15 protein-coding genes and 1 pseudogene are annotated in these 15430 nt (G+C 61.0%); 4 read left to right on the forward strand and 12 right to left on the reverse strand.

Features of this window, described 5'->3' with window-relative positions:
* Positions 1-18: 18 nt before the first annotated feature.
* The 8 genes from ACA054_RS11565 to ACA054_RS11600 all read right to left on the reverse strand — a co-directional run bounded on the left by ACA054_RS11565 (position 19) and on the right by ACA054_RS11600 (position 6247).
* On the reverse strand, positions 19-1131 hold the full coding sequence (locus ACA054_RS11565; RefSeq protein WP_497689484.1) for a succinylglutamate desuccinylase/aspartoacylase family protein: 1113 nt from the start codon (positions 1129-1131) through the stop codon (positions 19-21).
* Between the two features lie 8 nt (positions 1132-1139).
* A complete protein-coding gene (locus ACA054_RS11570) occupies positions 1140-1838 on the reverse strand; it encodes an ABC transporter permease (protein WP_497689485.1) in 699 nt (232 codons plus the stop codon).
* A 14-nt stretch (positions 1839-1852) separates the two neighbouring features.
* Positions 1853-2542 (reverse strand): ABC transporter permease, encoded by a 690-nt coding sequence (locus tag ACA054_RS11575; protein ID WP_497689486.1) that lies wholly within the window; start codon positions 2540-2542, stop codon positions 1853-1855.
* 91 nt (positions 2543-2633) lie between these two features.
* Complete coding sequence (locus ACA054_RS11580; RefSeq protein WP_497689487.1) at positions 2634-3410, reverse strand: ABC transporter substrate-binding protein; 777 nt, start codon at positions 3408-3410, stop codon at positions 2634-2636.
* A gap of 285 nt (positions 3411-3695) precedes the next feature.
* Complete coding sequence (locus tag ACA054_RS11585; RefSeq protein WP_497689488.1) at positions 3696-4124, reverse strand: hypothetical protein; 429 nt, start codon at positions 4122-4124, stop codon at positions 3696-3698.
* 121 nt (positions 4125-4245) lie between these two features.
* Positions 4246-4659: a VOC family protein gene (locus ACA054_RS11590; protein WP_497639169.1), complete on the reverse strand. Its 414-nt coding sequence runs from the start codon at positions 4657-4659 to the stop codon at positions 4246-4248.
* A gap of 90 nt (positions 4660-4749) precedes the next feature.
* Complete coding sequence (locus tag ACA054_RS11595) at positions 4750-5409, reverse strand: TetR/AcrR family transcriptional regulator (protein ID WP_497689489.1); 660 nt, start codon at positions 5407-5409, stop codon at positions 4750-4752.
* On the reverse strand, positions 5396-6247 hold the full coding sequence (locus ACA054_RS11600) for a 3-hydroxybutyryl-CoA dehydrogenase (RefSeq protein WP_497689490.1): 852 nt from the start codon (positions 6245-6247) through the stop codon (positions 5396-5398). Before ACA054_RS11600 ends, ACA054_RS11595 begins: the two co-directional genes overlap by 14 nt.
* A 165-nt stretch (positions 6248-6412) precedes the next feature.
* Here ACA054_RS11600 and ACA054_RS11605 point away from each other — a divergent pair, with 165 nt between their 5' ends.
* Positions 6413-7450 carry an AraC family transcriptional regulator gene (locus tag ACA054_RS11605; RefSeq protein WP_497689491.1) on the forward strand — a complete coding sequence of 346 codons (1038 nt, stop codon included), beginning with the start codon at positions 6413-6415 and terminating at the stop codon, positions 7448-7450.
* Positions 7447-9261, forward strand: a complete 1815-nt coding sequence (locus ACA054_RS11610; protein WP_497689492.1) for an ABC transporter ATP-binding protein — start codon at positions 7447-7449, stop codon at positions 9259-9261. The genes ACA054_RS11605 and ACA054_RS11610 overlap by 4 nt, the downstream gene beginning before the upstream one ends.
* A gap of 4 nt (positions 9262-9265) precedes the next feature.
* Here ACA054_RS11610 and ACA054_RS11615 read toward each other — a convergent pair whose 3' ends face one another.
* The 3 genes and pseudogenes from ACA054_RS11615 to ACA054_RS11625 all read right to left on the reverse strand — a co-directional run bounded on the left by ACA054_RS11615 (position 9266) and on the right by ACA054_RS11625 (position 12224).
* Positions 9266-10219, reverse strand: coding sequence for an alpha/beta hydrolase (locus tag ACA054_RS11615; protein WP_497690285.1), 954 nt, complete (start codon positions 10217-10219; stop codon positions 9266-9268).
* A gap of 335 nt (positions 10220-10554) precedes the next feature.
* A pseudogene (locus ACA054_RS11620) lies at positions 10555-10896 on the reverse strand (hypothetical protein); the annotation flags it as partial.
* 101 nt (positions 10897-10997) lie between these two features.
* A complete protein-coding gene (locus tag ACA054_RS11625; protein WP_497689493.1) occupies positions 10998-12224 on the reverse strand; it encodes a YbfB/YjiJ family MFS transporter in 1227 nt (408 codons plus the stop codon).
* 113 nt (positions 12225-12337) lie between these two features.
* Here ACA054_RS11625 and ACA054_RS11630 point away from each other — a divergent pair, with 113 nt between their 5' ends.
* A complete protein-coding gene (locus ACA054_RS11630) occupies positions 12338-13234 on the forward strand; it encodes a LysR family transcriptional regulator (RefSeq protein ID WP_497689494.1) in 897 nt (298 codons plus the stop codon).
* Positions 13235-13313: 79 nt separating this feature from the next.
* Here the strand turns inward: ACA054_RS11630 and ACA054_RS11635 are convergent, their stop codons facing one another.
* Positions 13314-14036 carry a pirin family protein gene (locus ACA054_RS11635; RefSeq protein ID WP_497689495.1) on the reverse strand — a complete coding sequence of 241 codons (723 nt, stop codon included), beginning with the start codon at positions 14034-14036 and terminating at the stop codon, positions 13314-13316.
* A 303-nt stretch (positions 14037-14339) separates the two neighbouring features.
* On the opposite strand from ACA054_RS11635, the gene ACA054_RS11640 reads away from it, so the two are divergent.
* Positions 14340-15290, forward strand: a complete 951-nt coding sequence (locus tag ACA054_RS11640; RefSeq protein WP_497689496.1) for a GlxA family transcriptional regulator — start codon at positions 14340-14342, stop codon at positions 15288-15290.
* Positions 15291-15430: the final 140 nt, after the last annotated feature.

Raw genomic sequence — 15430 nt, forward strand, 5'->3', positions numbered from 1 at the left:
GGTTTCAACTCTCTGGAATCAGTCGCTGAGCAAGCGGCCTTGGCGAATGGGAGTACTGCCGGCGATTTTGGCCAGCCACAAACCGGGCTGGGCAAAGCGCAGGCGTTCGCGGGCATAAAGAATGCCGTCGGTGCTGGCGCGCACCACGCTGTGCTGGTCGGTGAGCGGATCAAGCACTTCGAACAGCGGATCGCCGACCTTGACCTGGGCGCCCAACGGTTGCAGATAACTCACCACCCCCGGGTGTGGCGCATACGCGTACTGCGCACCGGCGAACGGCGTCGCTACACAACTGTCCGCTGGCGCCGCAGGCCAGTCACCACTGATCAGGCCTTGCTCGGCGAGATAGCCGAGAATAGCTTGCGCGCTGTCGACGCATGTCTCGCGTTCGGTGTCAGCCATACCGCGCAATTCAATAGTGGTGGCCACACACGCCAGGGGAATATTGGCTTGAGGAAAGCGCTCGGCCAGCTGCAGCCAGGGAATTGCGCAGGCTTCATCGAAGGCGTTGCCGCCCGCAGCCTCGGCCAGCAGGGCAACGCCGGCACCCAGGCGGGCGGCCAATGAGCGCAAGCGTGGCCAGTTTTGCGGCATGGCATACAACAGCATGATCGACTCGAAATCGCAGTGCAGGTCCAGCACCACATCGGCATCGCACGCATGCCGCATCAACAGGCGACGCAGGCCATCGAGCTCCGAGGTCGCTGCCGGCATGTTGGCGAGGGCATCGCCCATGGCGCGGCGGATCAGGGCGACGTTGGCGTCGGCATCCTCGCCCAATAGACCTTCCAGTCGCTGCGCCACGTCCTCGGCCAGTTCCGGAAAATCGCGATTGAAATTCTTTCCGCTGGAGAACTCGAAGCGACCTTGATGGGTGGCCTGGAACATCTGGGCGATACCGATCGGATTGGCCATTGGCACCAACTCGATCACCCCGCTCAGGCGGCCTTGCTCTTCCAGCGCTTGCAGGCAGCGCTTGAGTTCGACGGCGACGCGCATCCCCGGCAACTCGTCGGCATGCAGGGAGGCCTGGATGTAGGCCTTGCGCGGCCCGCTGCCAAAACGGAACAGCGACAGCTTTCGTTCTGTGCCCGAGGCACTCCACGGCAAGAGGTATTGAATGTGCTGCATAAAACTCCTTAGTGCTTGCGCGGTGCCAGATAGGCCAGCCAGCGGCGCTCGGCCAGCTTGAACAGACGAACCAGGATGAAGGTCAGGGCCAGATAGATCAGGCCAGCGGTAATGAACGCCTCGAACGGCAGATAGAACCGCGAACTGACCGTTCGCGCGGCTCCGGTAATATCGACCAGGGTGACGATCGACGCCAGGCTGGTGGTTTGCAGCATCATCAGCACTTCGTTGCTGTACTGCGGCAGCGCCCGGCGCAGGGCCGACGGCAGGAGAATCCGCCGGTACAGGGTCAAGCGCGACATGCCCATGGCTTTGGCAGCTTCGATCTCGCCGTGGGCCGTGGCCTTCAAGCTGCCGGCCAGCAGTTCGGCGCTGTAGGCACTGGTATTGATCGCAAAGGCCAGGCAGGCGCAAAAAGTTGCACTGGACAGGTACGGCCAGAGCGCGCTTTGGCGTACCGCTTCGAACTGCGCCAACCCGTAGTAGATCAGGAACAATTGCACCAGCATCGGCGTGCCGCGAATCACGTAGGTGTAGAGCCAGGCCGGGAAGTTGATCAGCGGTGAACGGGATACGCGCATCAACGCAATGGGAATCGCCAGCACCAGGCCGATGGCCAGGGAAATCAGCAGGACTTTGAGGGTCACCAGGGCGCCATTGAAATACAGCGGCAGGTTTTCCCAGATCAGGTTGTAGTCGAGAATCATGGCTGTGCTCCCCGTTACAGTTCAGCGGCTTTGATGCCGACCGAGTAGTGTTTTTCCAGATAGCGCAGCACCAGCAATGACACGCTGGTCAGCATCAGGTAGAGCGCGGCAACCGCGAGGAAAAACGTGAACGGCTCATGGGTGGCGTCCGCTGCGTTCTTGGCCTTGAACATCATGTCCTGCAAACCGATCACCGAGATCAGCGCGGTGGATTTGGTCAGCACCAACCAGTTGTTGGTGAAGCCGGGAATGGCGAAACGAATCATCTGCGGCACCAGGATTCGCCAGAACACCTGGACGCCACTCATGCCATAGGCAGCGCCGGCCTCGCCCTGGCCTTTAGGGATTGCCATGAAGGCGCCACGAAAGGTTTCCGAGAGATAGGCACCAAAAATGAAACCCATGGTGCAGACGCCAGCGATGAAGGGATTGATGTCGATGTAGCGGTTGTAGCCCAGTGCGAGAGCAAGGCGGTTCACCAGATCCTGGCCGCCATAGAAGATCAGCAGGATCAGCACCAGGTCGGGAATCCCGCGGATCAGGGTGGTATAGCCTTCGCCCAATACCGCCAGCCATTTGAACGGCGACAAACGAAAGGCGGCGCCGATCAAGCCCAGGGCAATCGCCATGGTCATGGAGGTCAGGGCCAGGTTGATGGTCAGCCAGGCGCCATCGAGAATGCTCGATCCGTAGCCGTGGAGCATGATGAAGTTCCTCAAGCGAGCGCCACAAGGCGCGCGAGACAAGCCAGAAGTGGCGCCTGCACGGGCCGGCGCCAGGGTTTCGGGTAAAGGCTTATTCGCCGTAGATATCGAAGGCGAAGTACTTGGCCATCACTTGCTGGTACTTGCCATTGCTGCGGATGGCGTCAATCGCTGCACTCAGGCGTGCAACGTTGGCGCTGTCACCTTTACGCACCGCAATCCCGGCGCCTCTGCCGAAGTATTTCGGGTCGTTGATGTCGGGCCCGACCAGGGCAAAACCATTACCCAGGGGCGTCTTGATAAAGCTCTCATCGGTGTTGACGATGTCGGCGAGCGTGGCATCCAGGCGACCCGCCGCCAGGTCGAGAAAGGCTTCATTTTGCGAGGAGTAGCGAACAATTGAGACCCCGGCTTTCTCAAGCTGCTCGGTGGCGAAACGGTCATAGGTCGAGGAGCGTTGCACGCCGACTTTCTTGCCCTTGAGATCGACCAGCGGGTCGTTGATCACGTTGCCGCTCTTCATCGCGAACTTGCCCGGCGTGTGGTAGTACTTTTTGCTGAAGTCGACCGACTTCATGCGGTCCTCGGTGATCGACATCGACGACAGCACGGCATCGATCTTGCGCACTTTCAGCGACGGGATCATGCCGTCGAATTCCTGGATGACCCATTCGCACTTGACCTTCATTTCTTCGCACAGCGCGTTGCCGATGTCGTAATCGAAACCACTGACGTTGCCCTCTGGTGTCTTGAAGGAGAAGGGCGGGTAGGCGGCTTCGATACCGATACGCAGGCTGTCTTCGTCGGCATGTGCCAGCAAGCTTGCGGCGCACAGTGCCAGAGCACCTAGAAGTTCTGTCTTGTTCATATTGTTGACTCCTTGGATGGGTGTTGGAGGTGTTATGGGGAACTGATCGATGCTGAAATTTCGAGGATATGATTGGCACATAAAATTTCATAAATCAAACAAATGAAAAAAAACGTGTCAGGCGGAGGCGAAAAAAAGCGCAACCTCGCAGGCTGCTATGATCGTTTTTTACGGAAAGCGAGAGGAAAAGAGCCCGATGAATGCTTCTCGACCGGGCATTATCAGCAGTTACGCATGGCGGATATTGCGCCACGCGTTGTCATTCTCGACGAAAAATCCAGCGACTCATTTGTACTTGATCACGATCCCCTTGAGTTTGCGCCCATTGATGGTCTCAACGTCGCGAGCCCATAGCGGCCCGTTGACATAAGCTCCGACCGGCTGGATATGGTCATACACCACCACCACGGCATCGCCACCGAGCTTGGCGGCTTCTTCCCGCAGTTTCTGTTCGACCTCGGTAATGGGCGGAGCCGGGTCGACACTGGCGTCGATCAGTATTTCGCCCAGTCGAACGTGCGGGCGAAGGGGCTCGCTGCGCAGCACCACGACTTCACTGGGCAGTGTCGGTGCGGGATGTTCCACGCCAACGTAGGCGGTGGTCTGGGCATCGACTGTCGCGCAACCGCTGAGTGCCAGCAGGGCGGCGGCGAGCCCTCCCGCCAGCAGCGACAGTTTGAAACGGGTGGACCATGACGCGTCATGGGTTTGCATGGTGGTTTCCTCCGAAGGGCCGCTGCCACACGGGTGGCTTGTTGACGGTAGCAGACGGCCGGGGAGTTTCCAGAATGCATGTCCGTTCCAGGTGGAACCTGCTTGGGCTTGCACGACCCTGTTACTGGTCCTTCTCGCAGTTGATCATCCACGACACGCCAAAGCGGTCGACCAACATGCCAAAACGCGCTGCCCAGAAGGTGGCCTCGAGCGGCATTTGTACCTTGCCGCCTTCGGACAGGGCGGAAAACACCTGTTCAGCCTCCTTGATGCTGTCGACATTCAGCGAAATCGAACAACCGCTCATCTCGTCGGTGGGGCGATCAGGGGTGGTGTCCGAGCCCATGATCGCCTGGTCGCCCACGGCCAGCCGGGTGTGGATGATCAGGTTGTGCAGGTCCTTGGGTACGTGCTCGGCGGCAGGCGTTTCGCCGAAGGTCAGCATGGCTTCGATCTGGCCTTTGAGGCTTTCGGCATAGAAGGTGAACGCGGCTTTGCAGTCGCCATTGAAGATCAGGTAGGGATTGATTTTCATGATTGCGCTCCCGGTCATTGAAGGTGCCCATCGGATTGGACGCCGCGTGCAGGCGTGAATTCCGATGGCATTGACTGGGCAAGCAAAGCGCTAAAACGCGGAGGGGGCCTGGGTATTTTTAGATGATTTCTCGATAGGGCGCGCCAGGCTTATAGCCTCGCTCGGGCGCCGTGGCGCCAGCAAGCGTTCGATGCCGCCGCTGACCAGGTTCTCCAGCAGTTCATCGTGCTCGCCCTCGTCCAGCGAGTGGGACGTCAGCCAGCTGGGAGCATTGTTGAGCAAGGCGGCGATGGCATGACCGGCCGCCAGAAGGCCGGATTCACTGAACCTCGAACGGGCGCCGAGGATCACCAGCAATTGGCGTTCGTACTGCTCGCGCAGTTGTCGAACCCGTGCCTGTTGCTCTTCGTTCAGGCAACCGCTGTCGCGTTCCACCAGGCGAAAATGCCAGGGCATGTCGCGATGCAGATTCAGGTGCGCGCGGATCAGGCTGTTGAGTCGGTCGCGTTTGGCCGGCGCCTGTTGCTTGATGCGCCCCAGCGTGGCCAGCAGCTCTTCGTAGAACTCCTCGATCAAGTCCAGCAGCAGGTGCTGTTTGCTCGGATAATGGTGATACAACGAGCCCGGGGAAAGCCCCAGGCACGTCGCGAGCTCGCGCATGCCGACCTGACCGAAACCCTTGCTGGCGAACAGCTCCAGCACCTTGTCCCGGTATTCGGCGAAACGCGAGCAACGCTCAGGCATAGGCATGGAAGCCGCGCCCCGTCTTGCGTCCCAGATAACCGGCGGCGACCATTTCCTTGAGCAATGGCGCCGGGCGGTATTTGCTGTCGTTGAAGCCGTCGTAGAACGCCTCCATGATCGCCAGCAGCGTGTCCAGGCCGATCAGGTCCGCCAGGGCCAGCGGGCCGATAGGCTGGTTGCAGCCCAGGCGCATGCCGGCGTCGATGTCCTCGGCACTTGCCAGGCCTTCCTGCAATACCAGGATCGCTTCGTTGATCATCGGCACCAGGATCCGGTTGACCACGAACCCCGGGCGGTTGCCGGCGGTGATCGCGGTTTTGCCCAGGCGGGTCGCCATGTCCAGCGCCAGGGCATGCGTCGCGTCGCTGGTTTGCAGGCCGCGAATGACTTCGATCAGGCCCATCACCGGCACCGGGTTGAAGAAGTGCAGGCCGATGAAGCGTTCAGGCTGGCTGACACTGGCCGCGAGCTGGGTGATCGACAGCGACGAGGTGTTTGAGGCGATCACGCACTCGGTGCCGACCTGCGCGGCAATCTGTTGCAGCACCCGCAGTTTCAGGTCGAGGTTCTCGGTGGCGGCTTCGATCACCAGTTGCGCGTCGCGTAGGCTGCTGTAATCGGTGCTGGTGCGGATCTTGTCGAGGGCGGCGTTCTTTTGCTCGGCGGTCAGGGTTTCCTTGGAGACCTGCCGGTCAAGGTTCTTGCCGACGGTGGCGAGGGCTTTTTGCAAGGCACCCTCGCTGATGTCCAGCAGGGTCACGTTGAAACCGGCCAGGGCGCAGACTTGCGCGATGCCGTTGCCCATGGTGCCGGCGCCGATCACGCCAATGTGTTGCAGATTCATGTTGCCGTCCTTTCGATAAACCCTGCGATACCTTGGCCGCCTTGATGGCCGAAAGCGTACTATTGCCGCGAGTCTAGAGCCGGCACGGTGGTTGGCCTATGCCGAAACTGTTCAACGGCACTGATGTTTTTTGCCATTTCGGGTGATGGGGAGCGAAGCGTTCGCATGCGGGAAAAGGACTCGGTAGCTGCCTACTTCGTGCAGGCAATGATCCACGGGCTGGGGGACGATCCACAGCGTGTACGGGCTGTGCTGGAACAGGCCGGTATCGACCCGGCGCTGATGCAGCAGCCTACGGCGCGGGTGTCGGCCAATGCTTTTGCAGCGCTGTGGCTGATCCAGATCCGCGAGCTCAACGACGAATTCTTCGGCCTCGACTCCCACGGCATGCCGCCGGGTAGCTTCGCCCTGATTTGCCGGGCGTTGATCCAGGAGCCCGATCTGCACAAGGCCATGCGCCAGTGCCTGGTCAACTTCGCCCTGTTCCTGCGCGATTTTCGCGGCACCCTGACCGTACGCGGCAAACGGGCGGTCATCAGCCTGCAGAGCCAGGGTGCCAACGAAGACGTCAGCCGTTTCGGCGAAGAGACGTTCCTGGTGTTGATGATCAGCCTGCTGTGCTGGTTGGGTGGTAGGCGCATCCCGATCGACCGCGCGGACTTTCGCCATGAGCGCCTGTCACTCAGTGACGACCCCTTACTCTGGGGGCCGAACCTGACCTTTGGCGCTGAGCGCACGGAAATCGAGTTCGCCAGTCATTACCTGCGGCTGCCGGTGGTCCAGGACCTGGCGTCGCTCAAAGTCTTCTTGCGCACCGCGCCACAATGGCTGGTGATCCGCTTTCGCAACCAGCACGGCCTGGCGTCACAGGTCCACCAGCGCTTGCGCAACAGCCATTACAGCGAATGGCCGACCCTGCAGGCCTTTGCCCTCGAACAACACCTGAGCCCCAGCACCTTCCGCCGAAAACTGGAGCGCGAAGGCTGTTCCTATCAGGAGATCAAGGACGAAGTACGACGCGGGGTGGCGTTCGAACAGTTACGTGAGAGCCAGGCCAGTATCGGCGATATCGCCGAACAACTGGGTTTCCAGGAGCCGAGTGCGTTTCACCGGGCCTTCAAGAAGTGGACGGGGGAGAGTCCGGGGCGGTATCGGGCGCGGTTTCAGGGGGAACGGCTCGACACGGCGGAGCCTTTGGAGTGAGCCCGGTTTTTGTCCGCTTGACCTCGCTGCTCGACCAGTCGCGGCGTGCCTTGCTGCTGGTGTGGGGTACCTCGCGCGGTTTGTTCCTTGGCCTTGTATTGGCAACGCTGGTCGCCGGTGTGTTGCCGGCGCTGGCGGCGTGGCTGGGTCAGCGCATTGTCGACGCGGTGGTCTTCGCCATGCAATTGCATGCGCAGCAGGGCAGTGCGCCATTGTGGCCGGTGGTGCGTTATGTGCTGTTCGAGGCGGGCGTGCTGGCCTTGCTGTCCGCCGCCCAGCGGGCGCTGTCGGTACAGCAGTCGTTGTTGCGGGTGCAGCTGGGGCAGAAGGTCAACACGATGATTCTGGAAAAAGCCCAGACGTTATCGCTGGTGCAGTTCGAGAATTCCGAGTTCTACGACAAGCTGGTGCGGGTTCGGCGTGAAGCCTCGACCCGGCCGTTGGCGTTGGTGATGAAGTCGCTGGGGCTGATCCAGAACCTGATCGTGCTGATCAGCTTCGGTGTGTTGCTGGTGCATTTTTCGCCCTGGGCGCTGGTGTTGCTGGTGGTCGGCGCGTTGCCGGTATTTTTTGCCGAGGCGCACTTTTCTGGCGATGCCTTTCGCTTGTTTACCCGCCGTGCACCGGAGAGCCGGCAGCAGACCTACATCGAGACGTTGCTTTCCCATGAGGGCTACATCAAGGAGGTCAAGCTGTTCGGCTTCGCACCGCTGCTGTTGCAGCGATATCGCGACACCTTTGCCAGGCTCTACGCGGAGGACCGGCGGCTGACCCTGCGTCGCGATGGCTGGGGATTTGTCCTTGGCCTGCTGGGCACCGCGGCGTTCTACCTGGCCTATGCTTGGGTGGTGGTCGACGCCGTCCACGGTAATATCAGCCTCGGCCAGATGACCATGTACCTGGTGTTGTTCAAGCAGGGACAGGCGGCGGTGAGCAGCAGCCTGAGCGCCATCAGCGGTCTGTACGAGGATGGCCTCTACCTGTCGAGCCTCTATGAATACCTGGCCGAACCCGTGGTTGCCGACACGGGTCATCTCACTGTGGGCGCGGTGCCTGGCGATGGCTTGCGGTTCGAGAACGTCGGTTTCCGTTACCCGGGTGCCAGTCGCGCCGCGCTGACAGGCATCGACCTGCACCTGGTGGCGGGGCACAGTGTGGCGCTGGTGGGGGAGAACGGTTCGGGCAAGACCACGCTGATCAAACTGTTGACCCGGCTATACCGTCCCGATCAAGGGCGCATTCTGTTGGACGGCAGCGATCTGCAGGACTGGGAGGAAGATGCGCTGCGCCGGCGCATGGGGGTGATCTTCCAGGATTACATTCGCTACCAGTTTTCCGTCGGCGAGAACATCGGCGTGGGCGACACGCTGGCGTTCAAGGATGAGCAGCGCTGGCAGCAAGCCGCCGCCGAAGGCATGGCCGCGCCGTTCATCGAGCGACTCGATCGCGGCTACGCCACGCAGCTGGGGCGCTGGTTTGCCGGTGGGCTGGAGCTGTCCGGCGGGCAGTGGCAGAAAATCGCGCTGTCGCGCGCCTATATGCGCCGCGATGCCGATATCCTGATCCTCGACGAACCGACCTCGGCACTCGACCCGGCGGCGGAAGCGGCGGTGTTCGAGCATTTCAGCCAGCACACCCAAGGCCGCATGACCCTGCTGATTTCCCACCGTTTTTCCAGCGTGCGCAACGCTGATCACATCATCGTGCTGGATCGGGGCACGATCCTTGAGCGTGGCGATCATGCCGCGCTGGTCACGGCCGGCGGGCGTTATGCGCAGCTGTTTGATCTGCAGGCTCGGGGTTATCGATAACCCCTCAGGAATCCCCGACACCCCGTGCAGCCATCGGCCCGGCGATCTGCGGTCTTGCTCTTATCAGGCCTTCCAGCGCCTGGCGATATTGGCTGCCGCCCAGGCTCATGCTGTTGTTGTGCGTGCCGCCGGGTATCAGCAACAGGCGCTTGGGTTCGTTGGCCGCATTGAACAACTGCTGACTGAACCTCGACGGCATGAACTGATCGGCCAGGCCATGGACCACCAGCAACGGCATGTCGATGTCGACGATCTTGTCGATGGAGTCGAACTTCTGTGACAGCAACCAGCGCACCGGCAGCCAGTTCACCGGCAGGTTGTTGCCCGCCACTTCGGTGACGGCATCGCCCAGGGAGGTGAAGGTAGACTCGATCACCAGGCCGCGCACCGGGACCGGGTGTTTCTCCTTTTTCGCCTGTGCGGCCAGGTCCGCCGCCAGGTCGATGGCCACCGCGCCACCCAGGGAGTGGCCGTAGATCAGGCGCTTGCTGGCGTCCGGCTGCATCGCGGTGAAGCGTTCCCAAGCGGCCCGGGCATCTTCGTAAACGCTGGCCTCCGACGGCAAGTCACCTTTGCTCTGGCCAAAGCCGCGGTAGTCGATCGCCAGCACTGAATAGCCCATGACGCGCAATTGCTCGATGCGAAAGGCCTGGCCGGTCAGGTTCCAGCGTACGCCATGCAGGTACAGGATCGATGGCGCGTCACGGCGCGCGGCCGGCCACCACCAGGCATGCAGGTTTTGCCCGGCTTTGAAATCGGCAGGCTTGATGTCGAACTCCTGAACGTCCCGGGGCAAGCCGCGATACCAGCCGGCCGTGCCCGGTTCGATGCGGAACAGCAATTCGCGCTCTTTATACTTGAGTGCGCCGCAACTCACGGGCAGGCCTACGATCAGCGCGGCCATGCACAGCAGCGGCAGCCAGCGTAGGCGTAGACGAGTGAGAAGGGCAGCGGCCATCGGGTTGTTCACCGGTACGGACATGAAGTCCGCGTTTTAACAGATGCGTGGCGGGGGCAGGAATAATTTCGACAGCCGTTCAATTCGTACCTGCGAGCCTGCTCGCGATGGCGGTGGGTCAGTCAACATCCATGCTGAATGTGCCGGCTTTTTCGCGAGCAGGCTCGCTCCCACAAGTGGATCTGTGGCGGCCACCTATTTCGCGTTCACTGAAGATAAAACTGTGGGAGCGAGCTTGCTCGCGATGGCGGTGGGTCAGTCAACATCCATGCTGAATGTGCCGCCCTCATCGCGAGCAAGCTCGCTCCCACAGGGGATCAGCGCCGCTATCAGTCCGCCGTGGCAAATGCCTTGATGCCGAACTCACGGCACAGCATCAACGCGGTGGTGCCGATGCCACTGGTTCCCCCGTGGATCAGCGCTTGCTGGCCTTTGCTGGCGCCGCCCATGTCGAACAGATTGGCCCACACCGTGAAGAAGGTTTCCGGGACCGCCGCCGCTTGCACCCAGTCGATGCCTTCGGGTATCGGCAGGGTCTGGCTGGCCGGGACCACGCAATACTGCGCATAGCCGCCGCCATTGGTCAGCGCACAGAAGGGGACCTGGCGCGGCTGCAGGACTTCAGGAACGCCGGGTTGGGTTATTTCAATCAGGGTCATGTTTTGGGGCAGAGTCATGTTGGATTCCTGTCATGAGTACGAATAATTTAGTCCTGTGCACCGACACACTGTGGGAGCGAGCCTGCTCGCGATGACGGTGTGTCAGGCGGCAACAATGCTTAATGTGCCGACGTCTTCGCGAGCAGGCTCGCTCCCACAGTGGATGGAGTGAGCAAGCGCACGCTTAATTCCAGCAACAACGCCATAACAATCGCCCCGGCCGCGATTACGAACATCAGCGCATGATGGCCGCCGCTGGCATTGAACAGGGCGGAATAAGCGAACCCGGAAATGGCCTGGAAGGTGGCAAACGACACAGTGGCGCGACTCCACACGACCTGTTGCTGATGATGCTCGGGGACCAGTTCGTGAACCCGTGCCAGTGCCAGCGGCACGATGCCCGGGGGGAACGAACCGAGGATCAACGCCAGCAGGGCCAACGCAGTGAAGGAACTGGAGATCGACAGCAGCGCCACCGCAATCGCCTGCACCACCAGCACCAGACGGATACTCGGCTTCGCCCCCAGTTGATCCGCGAGAAAACCATAGCTCACCGGCCCGACAATCGCGCCGAGGCCGTACATCACCCAGATCAGCGCGCCGACGTGTTGCCCGGCGCCGAGGCCGCGGGCGACGTAATCCACCAGGAACATCATGGCCGGCACCAGTCCCGCCGCCATGAGCGCGTACTGGGCAAACAGCAAGTACACACTCGGGTGGGTGCTGGTCGACGCTGCATTGGCCGTCGCTGTCATCGTTGCGTGGGGAGCAGCCGACGGCCAGCCAAACCAGCTGATGACGGTCAGGATCAGTGCCAGCAAGCCAAGGCCCAACCAGGTTTGTTGCAGGCCCAGGCTCAGTAGCGGCGGGACTATCGTCCCCGACCCGGCAATGCCCAGCCCGATGCCGAGAAAGATCGCGCCACTGGCCAGGCCTTTGCGTGAGGCCGGCACATGCGGCAACACCGTCGCCGCCACCAGCACCATGATCGCGCCACCGGCAACGCCCGAGAGCAGGCGCCAGCCGAAAAACCAGCTCACCGACAGTGGAAAGGCACAGGCGAAAAACGACAGTGTGACCGCCAGCATCATCAGTCGCAGCGCGGTTTTGTTGGACGTGCGACGTGCCAACGGGTGGCCGATCAATGCGCCGATCAGGTAGCCCACCAGGTTGGCGGCGCCGAGGTACACCACGTCGCTTGCGGAAAACCAATGAGCCTGGATCAGCGAGGGAATCAACGGCGTATAGGCAAAACGCGCCAGGCCAATGCTGACCAGGCTGGCGCACAGGCCAGCAAATATCGACAGCCAGAATGCATTGCGTGGGGGGTTCGAGGGGCTGAGCATGGGCGCTCTCCTGCAAGTTGTTCACTGGTGATCAGCTTAACCAGCTTTTGTGATGCACTAACGCAGCGATTTCGCGTTATGGTGATGCGTAAATGCATCGGATGGAGAACCCCATGAATTGGGATGACGCACGGGTATTTCTCGCGGTCTGCCGCGAATCAACACTGCGCGGCGCCGCGCGGGTGTTGGGTGTCGATCAGGCCACAGTGGGTCGCCGCATCACCGCGCTGGAAAAATCATTGAGCGCCACGCTGTTTCTGCGTACCTCCGATGGCTATGCGCTGACAGCCGTGGGCGAAGCGGCGATGCGCGCGGTTGAGAAAATGGAGCATTCGGCGCTGGAACTGCAGCGGCGCATCCAGGGCCTCGATGACCGGCTGACGGGCACCGTGCGGGTGACCACCACCGACTCGCTGGCCATCGACTTTTTGATCCCGGCCGTCGCTCGTTTGCATCAACGTCACCCCGACGTGCGGGTGCAACTGGACGCCTCGACACAAATCCTCAGCCTGGCCAAGCGCGAAGCCGACATCGCCGTACGCAATACCCGGCCGGACAACCCGGACCTCATCGCCCGACGAATCGCCCGTTGGCCGGTGGGCCTGTTCGCCTCGCAAGGCTACGTGGATGCCCACGGTGTGCCCGAGCCGGGATTGGCATTCGAGGGGCATGATCTGGTGGTGTATCAGCCGTATTTGCAGGCTGGCAAGGACATGACGCTGGTCAACGAGCCGCTGGGGCGCGGACGAATTGTCGCAAGCTTGAGTTCCAGCCTGCTGGTGCGGCGTTCCATTGCCGAGGGGATCGGGATAGGGGAAATCCCGGTGTACGTGGGGGAAAAGGATGAACTGGTCCGACTGTGGCCGGAGCGCACACGCCCGTTGCCGTATGACGTGTGGCTGGTGACCCACGCGGACCTTCGGCATACCGCGAGGGTCCGTGTGGTGATTGAGGAGATTGTCGAAGGGTTTTGTGGGAGCGAGCTTGCTCGCGATGGACGTAAACGATAACGCGTGCTGTCTGTAAACCCGCGTTGCCCACACGTCCATCGCGAGCAAGCTCGCTCCCACAGGGATCGGTGTATGCCTCTTACGGCATTTCCGGCAGCTCTTGCGGACGCAGATCGAACACCAATACTTCGGCATCCACCCCATTGCTCAAGGTCAGCAACTGTTCTTCACGAACCCGCACGCCGTCGCCTTCCTGAAGTGGCACACCGTTGAGTTCGACGCGACCGCGAGCCACATGCACATAGGCATAGCGATTGGCGGCCAGTTCCAGAGTGGCACTTTCCTTGCCATCGATCAGGCCGGCATACACCCGCGCGTCCTGGCGCACCTTCAGCGAGCCCTGGGCGCCGTCGGGGGAGATGATCAATTGCAGGCGACCGCGTTTTTTCTGCGTGCTGAAATGTTCTTGCTGATAGCGGGGTTTGGCACCGCTGACGTCCGGAACGATCCAGATTTGCAGAAAGTGCACGGGCCGCGAGTCCGAGTGGTTGTACTCGCTGTGCGCCACGCCGCTGCCGGCGCTCATCAACTGCACATCGCCGGGACGGATCACCGAGCCTGTCCCCAAGGTGTCCTTGTGTTCCAGCGCGCCTTCGAGCACATAGGAGAAAATCTCCATGTCGCGGTGCGGGTGCTGGCCGAAGCCTTTACCGGCCGCCACGCGGTCATCGTTGATCACCAGCAGATCGGAAAAACCTTGTTCTTTGGGGTTGCGATAACTGGCGAAGGAAAAGGTATGGAACGACTTCAGCCAGCCGTGATTTGCCAGGCCACGATCCGATGCTTTGCGAAGGGTCAGCATGATGAAATCTCCTTTGGGGACGTCAAGTCGTCCGAGTGAGGAGAAGATTAATGTTTAGCGCTGGATGCAATAAGTAGATAGAAACTGAAATACTGTCTCGCTGAGGTTGACAGTAACGCGTCGGCGACGCTGGCTTAAGACTTCGCCATAATGCATCGCATTAAACCTGTGGGAGCGAGCCTGCTCGCGAAAGCGGTCTAACAGCCACATTCAGTGTTGAATGTGACATCGCTTCGCGAGCAGGCTCGCTCCCACAGGGGGGCGGTGTAAGCATCCCTTTTTGATTCCAGTGATTTTGAACCCATGAAAACCATAGCAATGGTGCTGTTCCCCGACTTTCTCCTGCTCGACATGGCCGGGCCCATGGAGGTGTTTTCCATTGCCAATCGATATCTCAAATCCGACGACCACTATGTGCTCACGACCATTGGCACCGAGCCCCGCGCACTTCGGGCGTCCAATGGAGTGAAGGTGCAGGCTGACATGCCTGTCGATCAGGCCTGTGACGGCTTTGATTTGTTGTTGGTGCCCGGTGGTCCCGGTGCCTACAACGAAAAACATCCGCCCTTGCTCGAGTGGCTCAAGCGTAACGTCAGTCGATCGAAGACCTATGGCTCAATCTGCACCGGGGCGTTTGTGCTGGGGCACGCCGGTTTACTCGACGGCTTTCGCGTGACCACCCACTGGCATTACACCGAACGGTTGATCAAGGCATTCCCCAAAGCGACGGTCGAGACCGACCGGATTTACGTCCAGGACCGCAACCTCATCACTTCCGGCGGCGTCACCGCCGGCATTGACCTGGCGCTGGCAGTGGTCGCCGAAGACCATGGCAAAAAAGTCGCCCAGGACGTGGCCAAAGTGTTGTTGGTGGTCATGAAGCGCCAGGGTGGCCAGGCACAGTTCAGCCCATTGATGGCGGCGGTGGCCCCGCATGAAACGGCGATCACCCGGGTGCAGAACCATGTGCTTGAACACCTGGACGAAGCCTTCAGCATCGAACGCATGGCCGGCCTGGCCACCATGAGCCCGCGCCATTTCGCCAGGGTCTTCGCCCGGGAAGTGAACATGACCCCCATGGAGTTTCTGCAAAGCGCACGCATCGACTGCGCCAGGAATCTGCTGGAGACCACTGAATTGCCACTCAAGACCGTAGCGTTCAAAAGTGGCTTCGGCAGCGTGCGGCACATGCGTTTCCTGTTCAGTGAAAAGCTCGGCCTGACTCCGACCCAGTACCGCGAACAATTCAGCTAGCGCCCTTGTCCGTTGCGCGCACCGTAATGGCCGTGACGCTCCTCCCGTGACTGTTGTACCGTCACCGGGGCCTGCCAAGATACCGGTGAACTCATTGCAAGGAAGGTACGGAGCCTGGATGGCCTCACGCGCCAAGCAGG

Source organism: Pseudomonas sp. LBUM1653 (assembly GCF_059716115.1).

Excerpts from the sequence above, each read along its gene's own strand:
- ACA054_RS11595 (WP_497689489.1), bottom strand. The coding sequence starts at position 5,409 with ATGCCTATGCCTGAGCGTTGCTCGCGTTTCGCCGAATACCGGGACAAG.
- ACA054_RS11570 (WP_497689485.1), bottom strand. The coding sequence starts at position 1,838 with ATGATTCTCGACTACAACCTGATCTGGGAAAACCTGCCGCTGTATTTC.
- ACA054_RS11580 (WP_497689487.1), bottom strand. The coding sequence starts at position 3,410 with ATGAACAAGACAGAACTTCTAGGTGCTCTGGCACTGTGCGCCGCAAGC.
- ACA054_RS11590 (WP_497639169.1), bottom strand. The coding sequence starts at position 4,659 with ATGAAAATCAATCCCTACCTGATCTTCAATGGCGACTGCAAAGCCGCG.
- ACA054_RS11630 (WP_497689494.1), top strand. The coding sequence starts at position 12,338 with ATGAATTGGGATGACGCACGGGTATTTCTCGCGGTCTGCCGCGAATCA.
- ACA054_RS11640 (WP_497689496.1), top strand. The coding sequence starts at position 14,340 with ATGAAAACCATAGCAATGGTGCTGTTCCCCGACTTTCTCCTGCTCGAC.
- ACA054_RS11575 (WP_497689486.1), bottom strand. The coding sequence starts at position 2,542 with ATGCTCCACGGCTACGGATCGAGCATTCTCGATGGCGCCTGGCTGACC.
- ACA054_RS11615 (WP_497690285.1), bottom strand. The coding sequence starts at position 10,219 with ATGGCCGCTGCCCTTCTCACTCGTCTACGCCTACGCTGGCTGCCGCTG.
- ACA054_RS11605 (WP_497689491.1), top strand. The coding sequence starts at position 6,413 with ATGCGGGAAAAGGACTCGGTAGCTGCCTACTTCGTGCAGGCAATGATC.
- ACA054_RS11600 (WP_497689490.1), bottom strand. The coding sequence starts at position 6,247 with ATGAATCTGCAACACATTGGCGTGATCGGCGCCGGCACCATGGGCAAC.
- ACA054_RS11635 (WP_497689495.1), bottom strand. The coding sequence starts at position 14,036 with ATGCTGACCCTTCGCAAAGCATCGGATCGTGGCCTGGCAAATCACGGC.
- ACA054_RS11625 (WP_497689493.1), bottom strand. The coding sequence starts at position 12,224 with ATGCTCAGCCCCTCGAACCCCCCACGCAATGCATTCTGGCTGTCGATA.
- ACA054_RS11585 (WP_497689488.1), bottom strand. The coding sequence starts at position 4,124 with ATGCAAACCCATGACGCGTCATGGTCCACCCGTTTCAAACTGTCGCTG.
- ACA054_RS11565 (WP_497689484.1), bottom strand. The coding sequence starts at position 1,131 with ATGCAGCACATTCAATACCTCTTGCCGTGGAGTGCCTCGGGCACAGAA.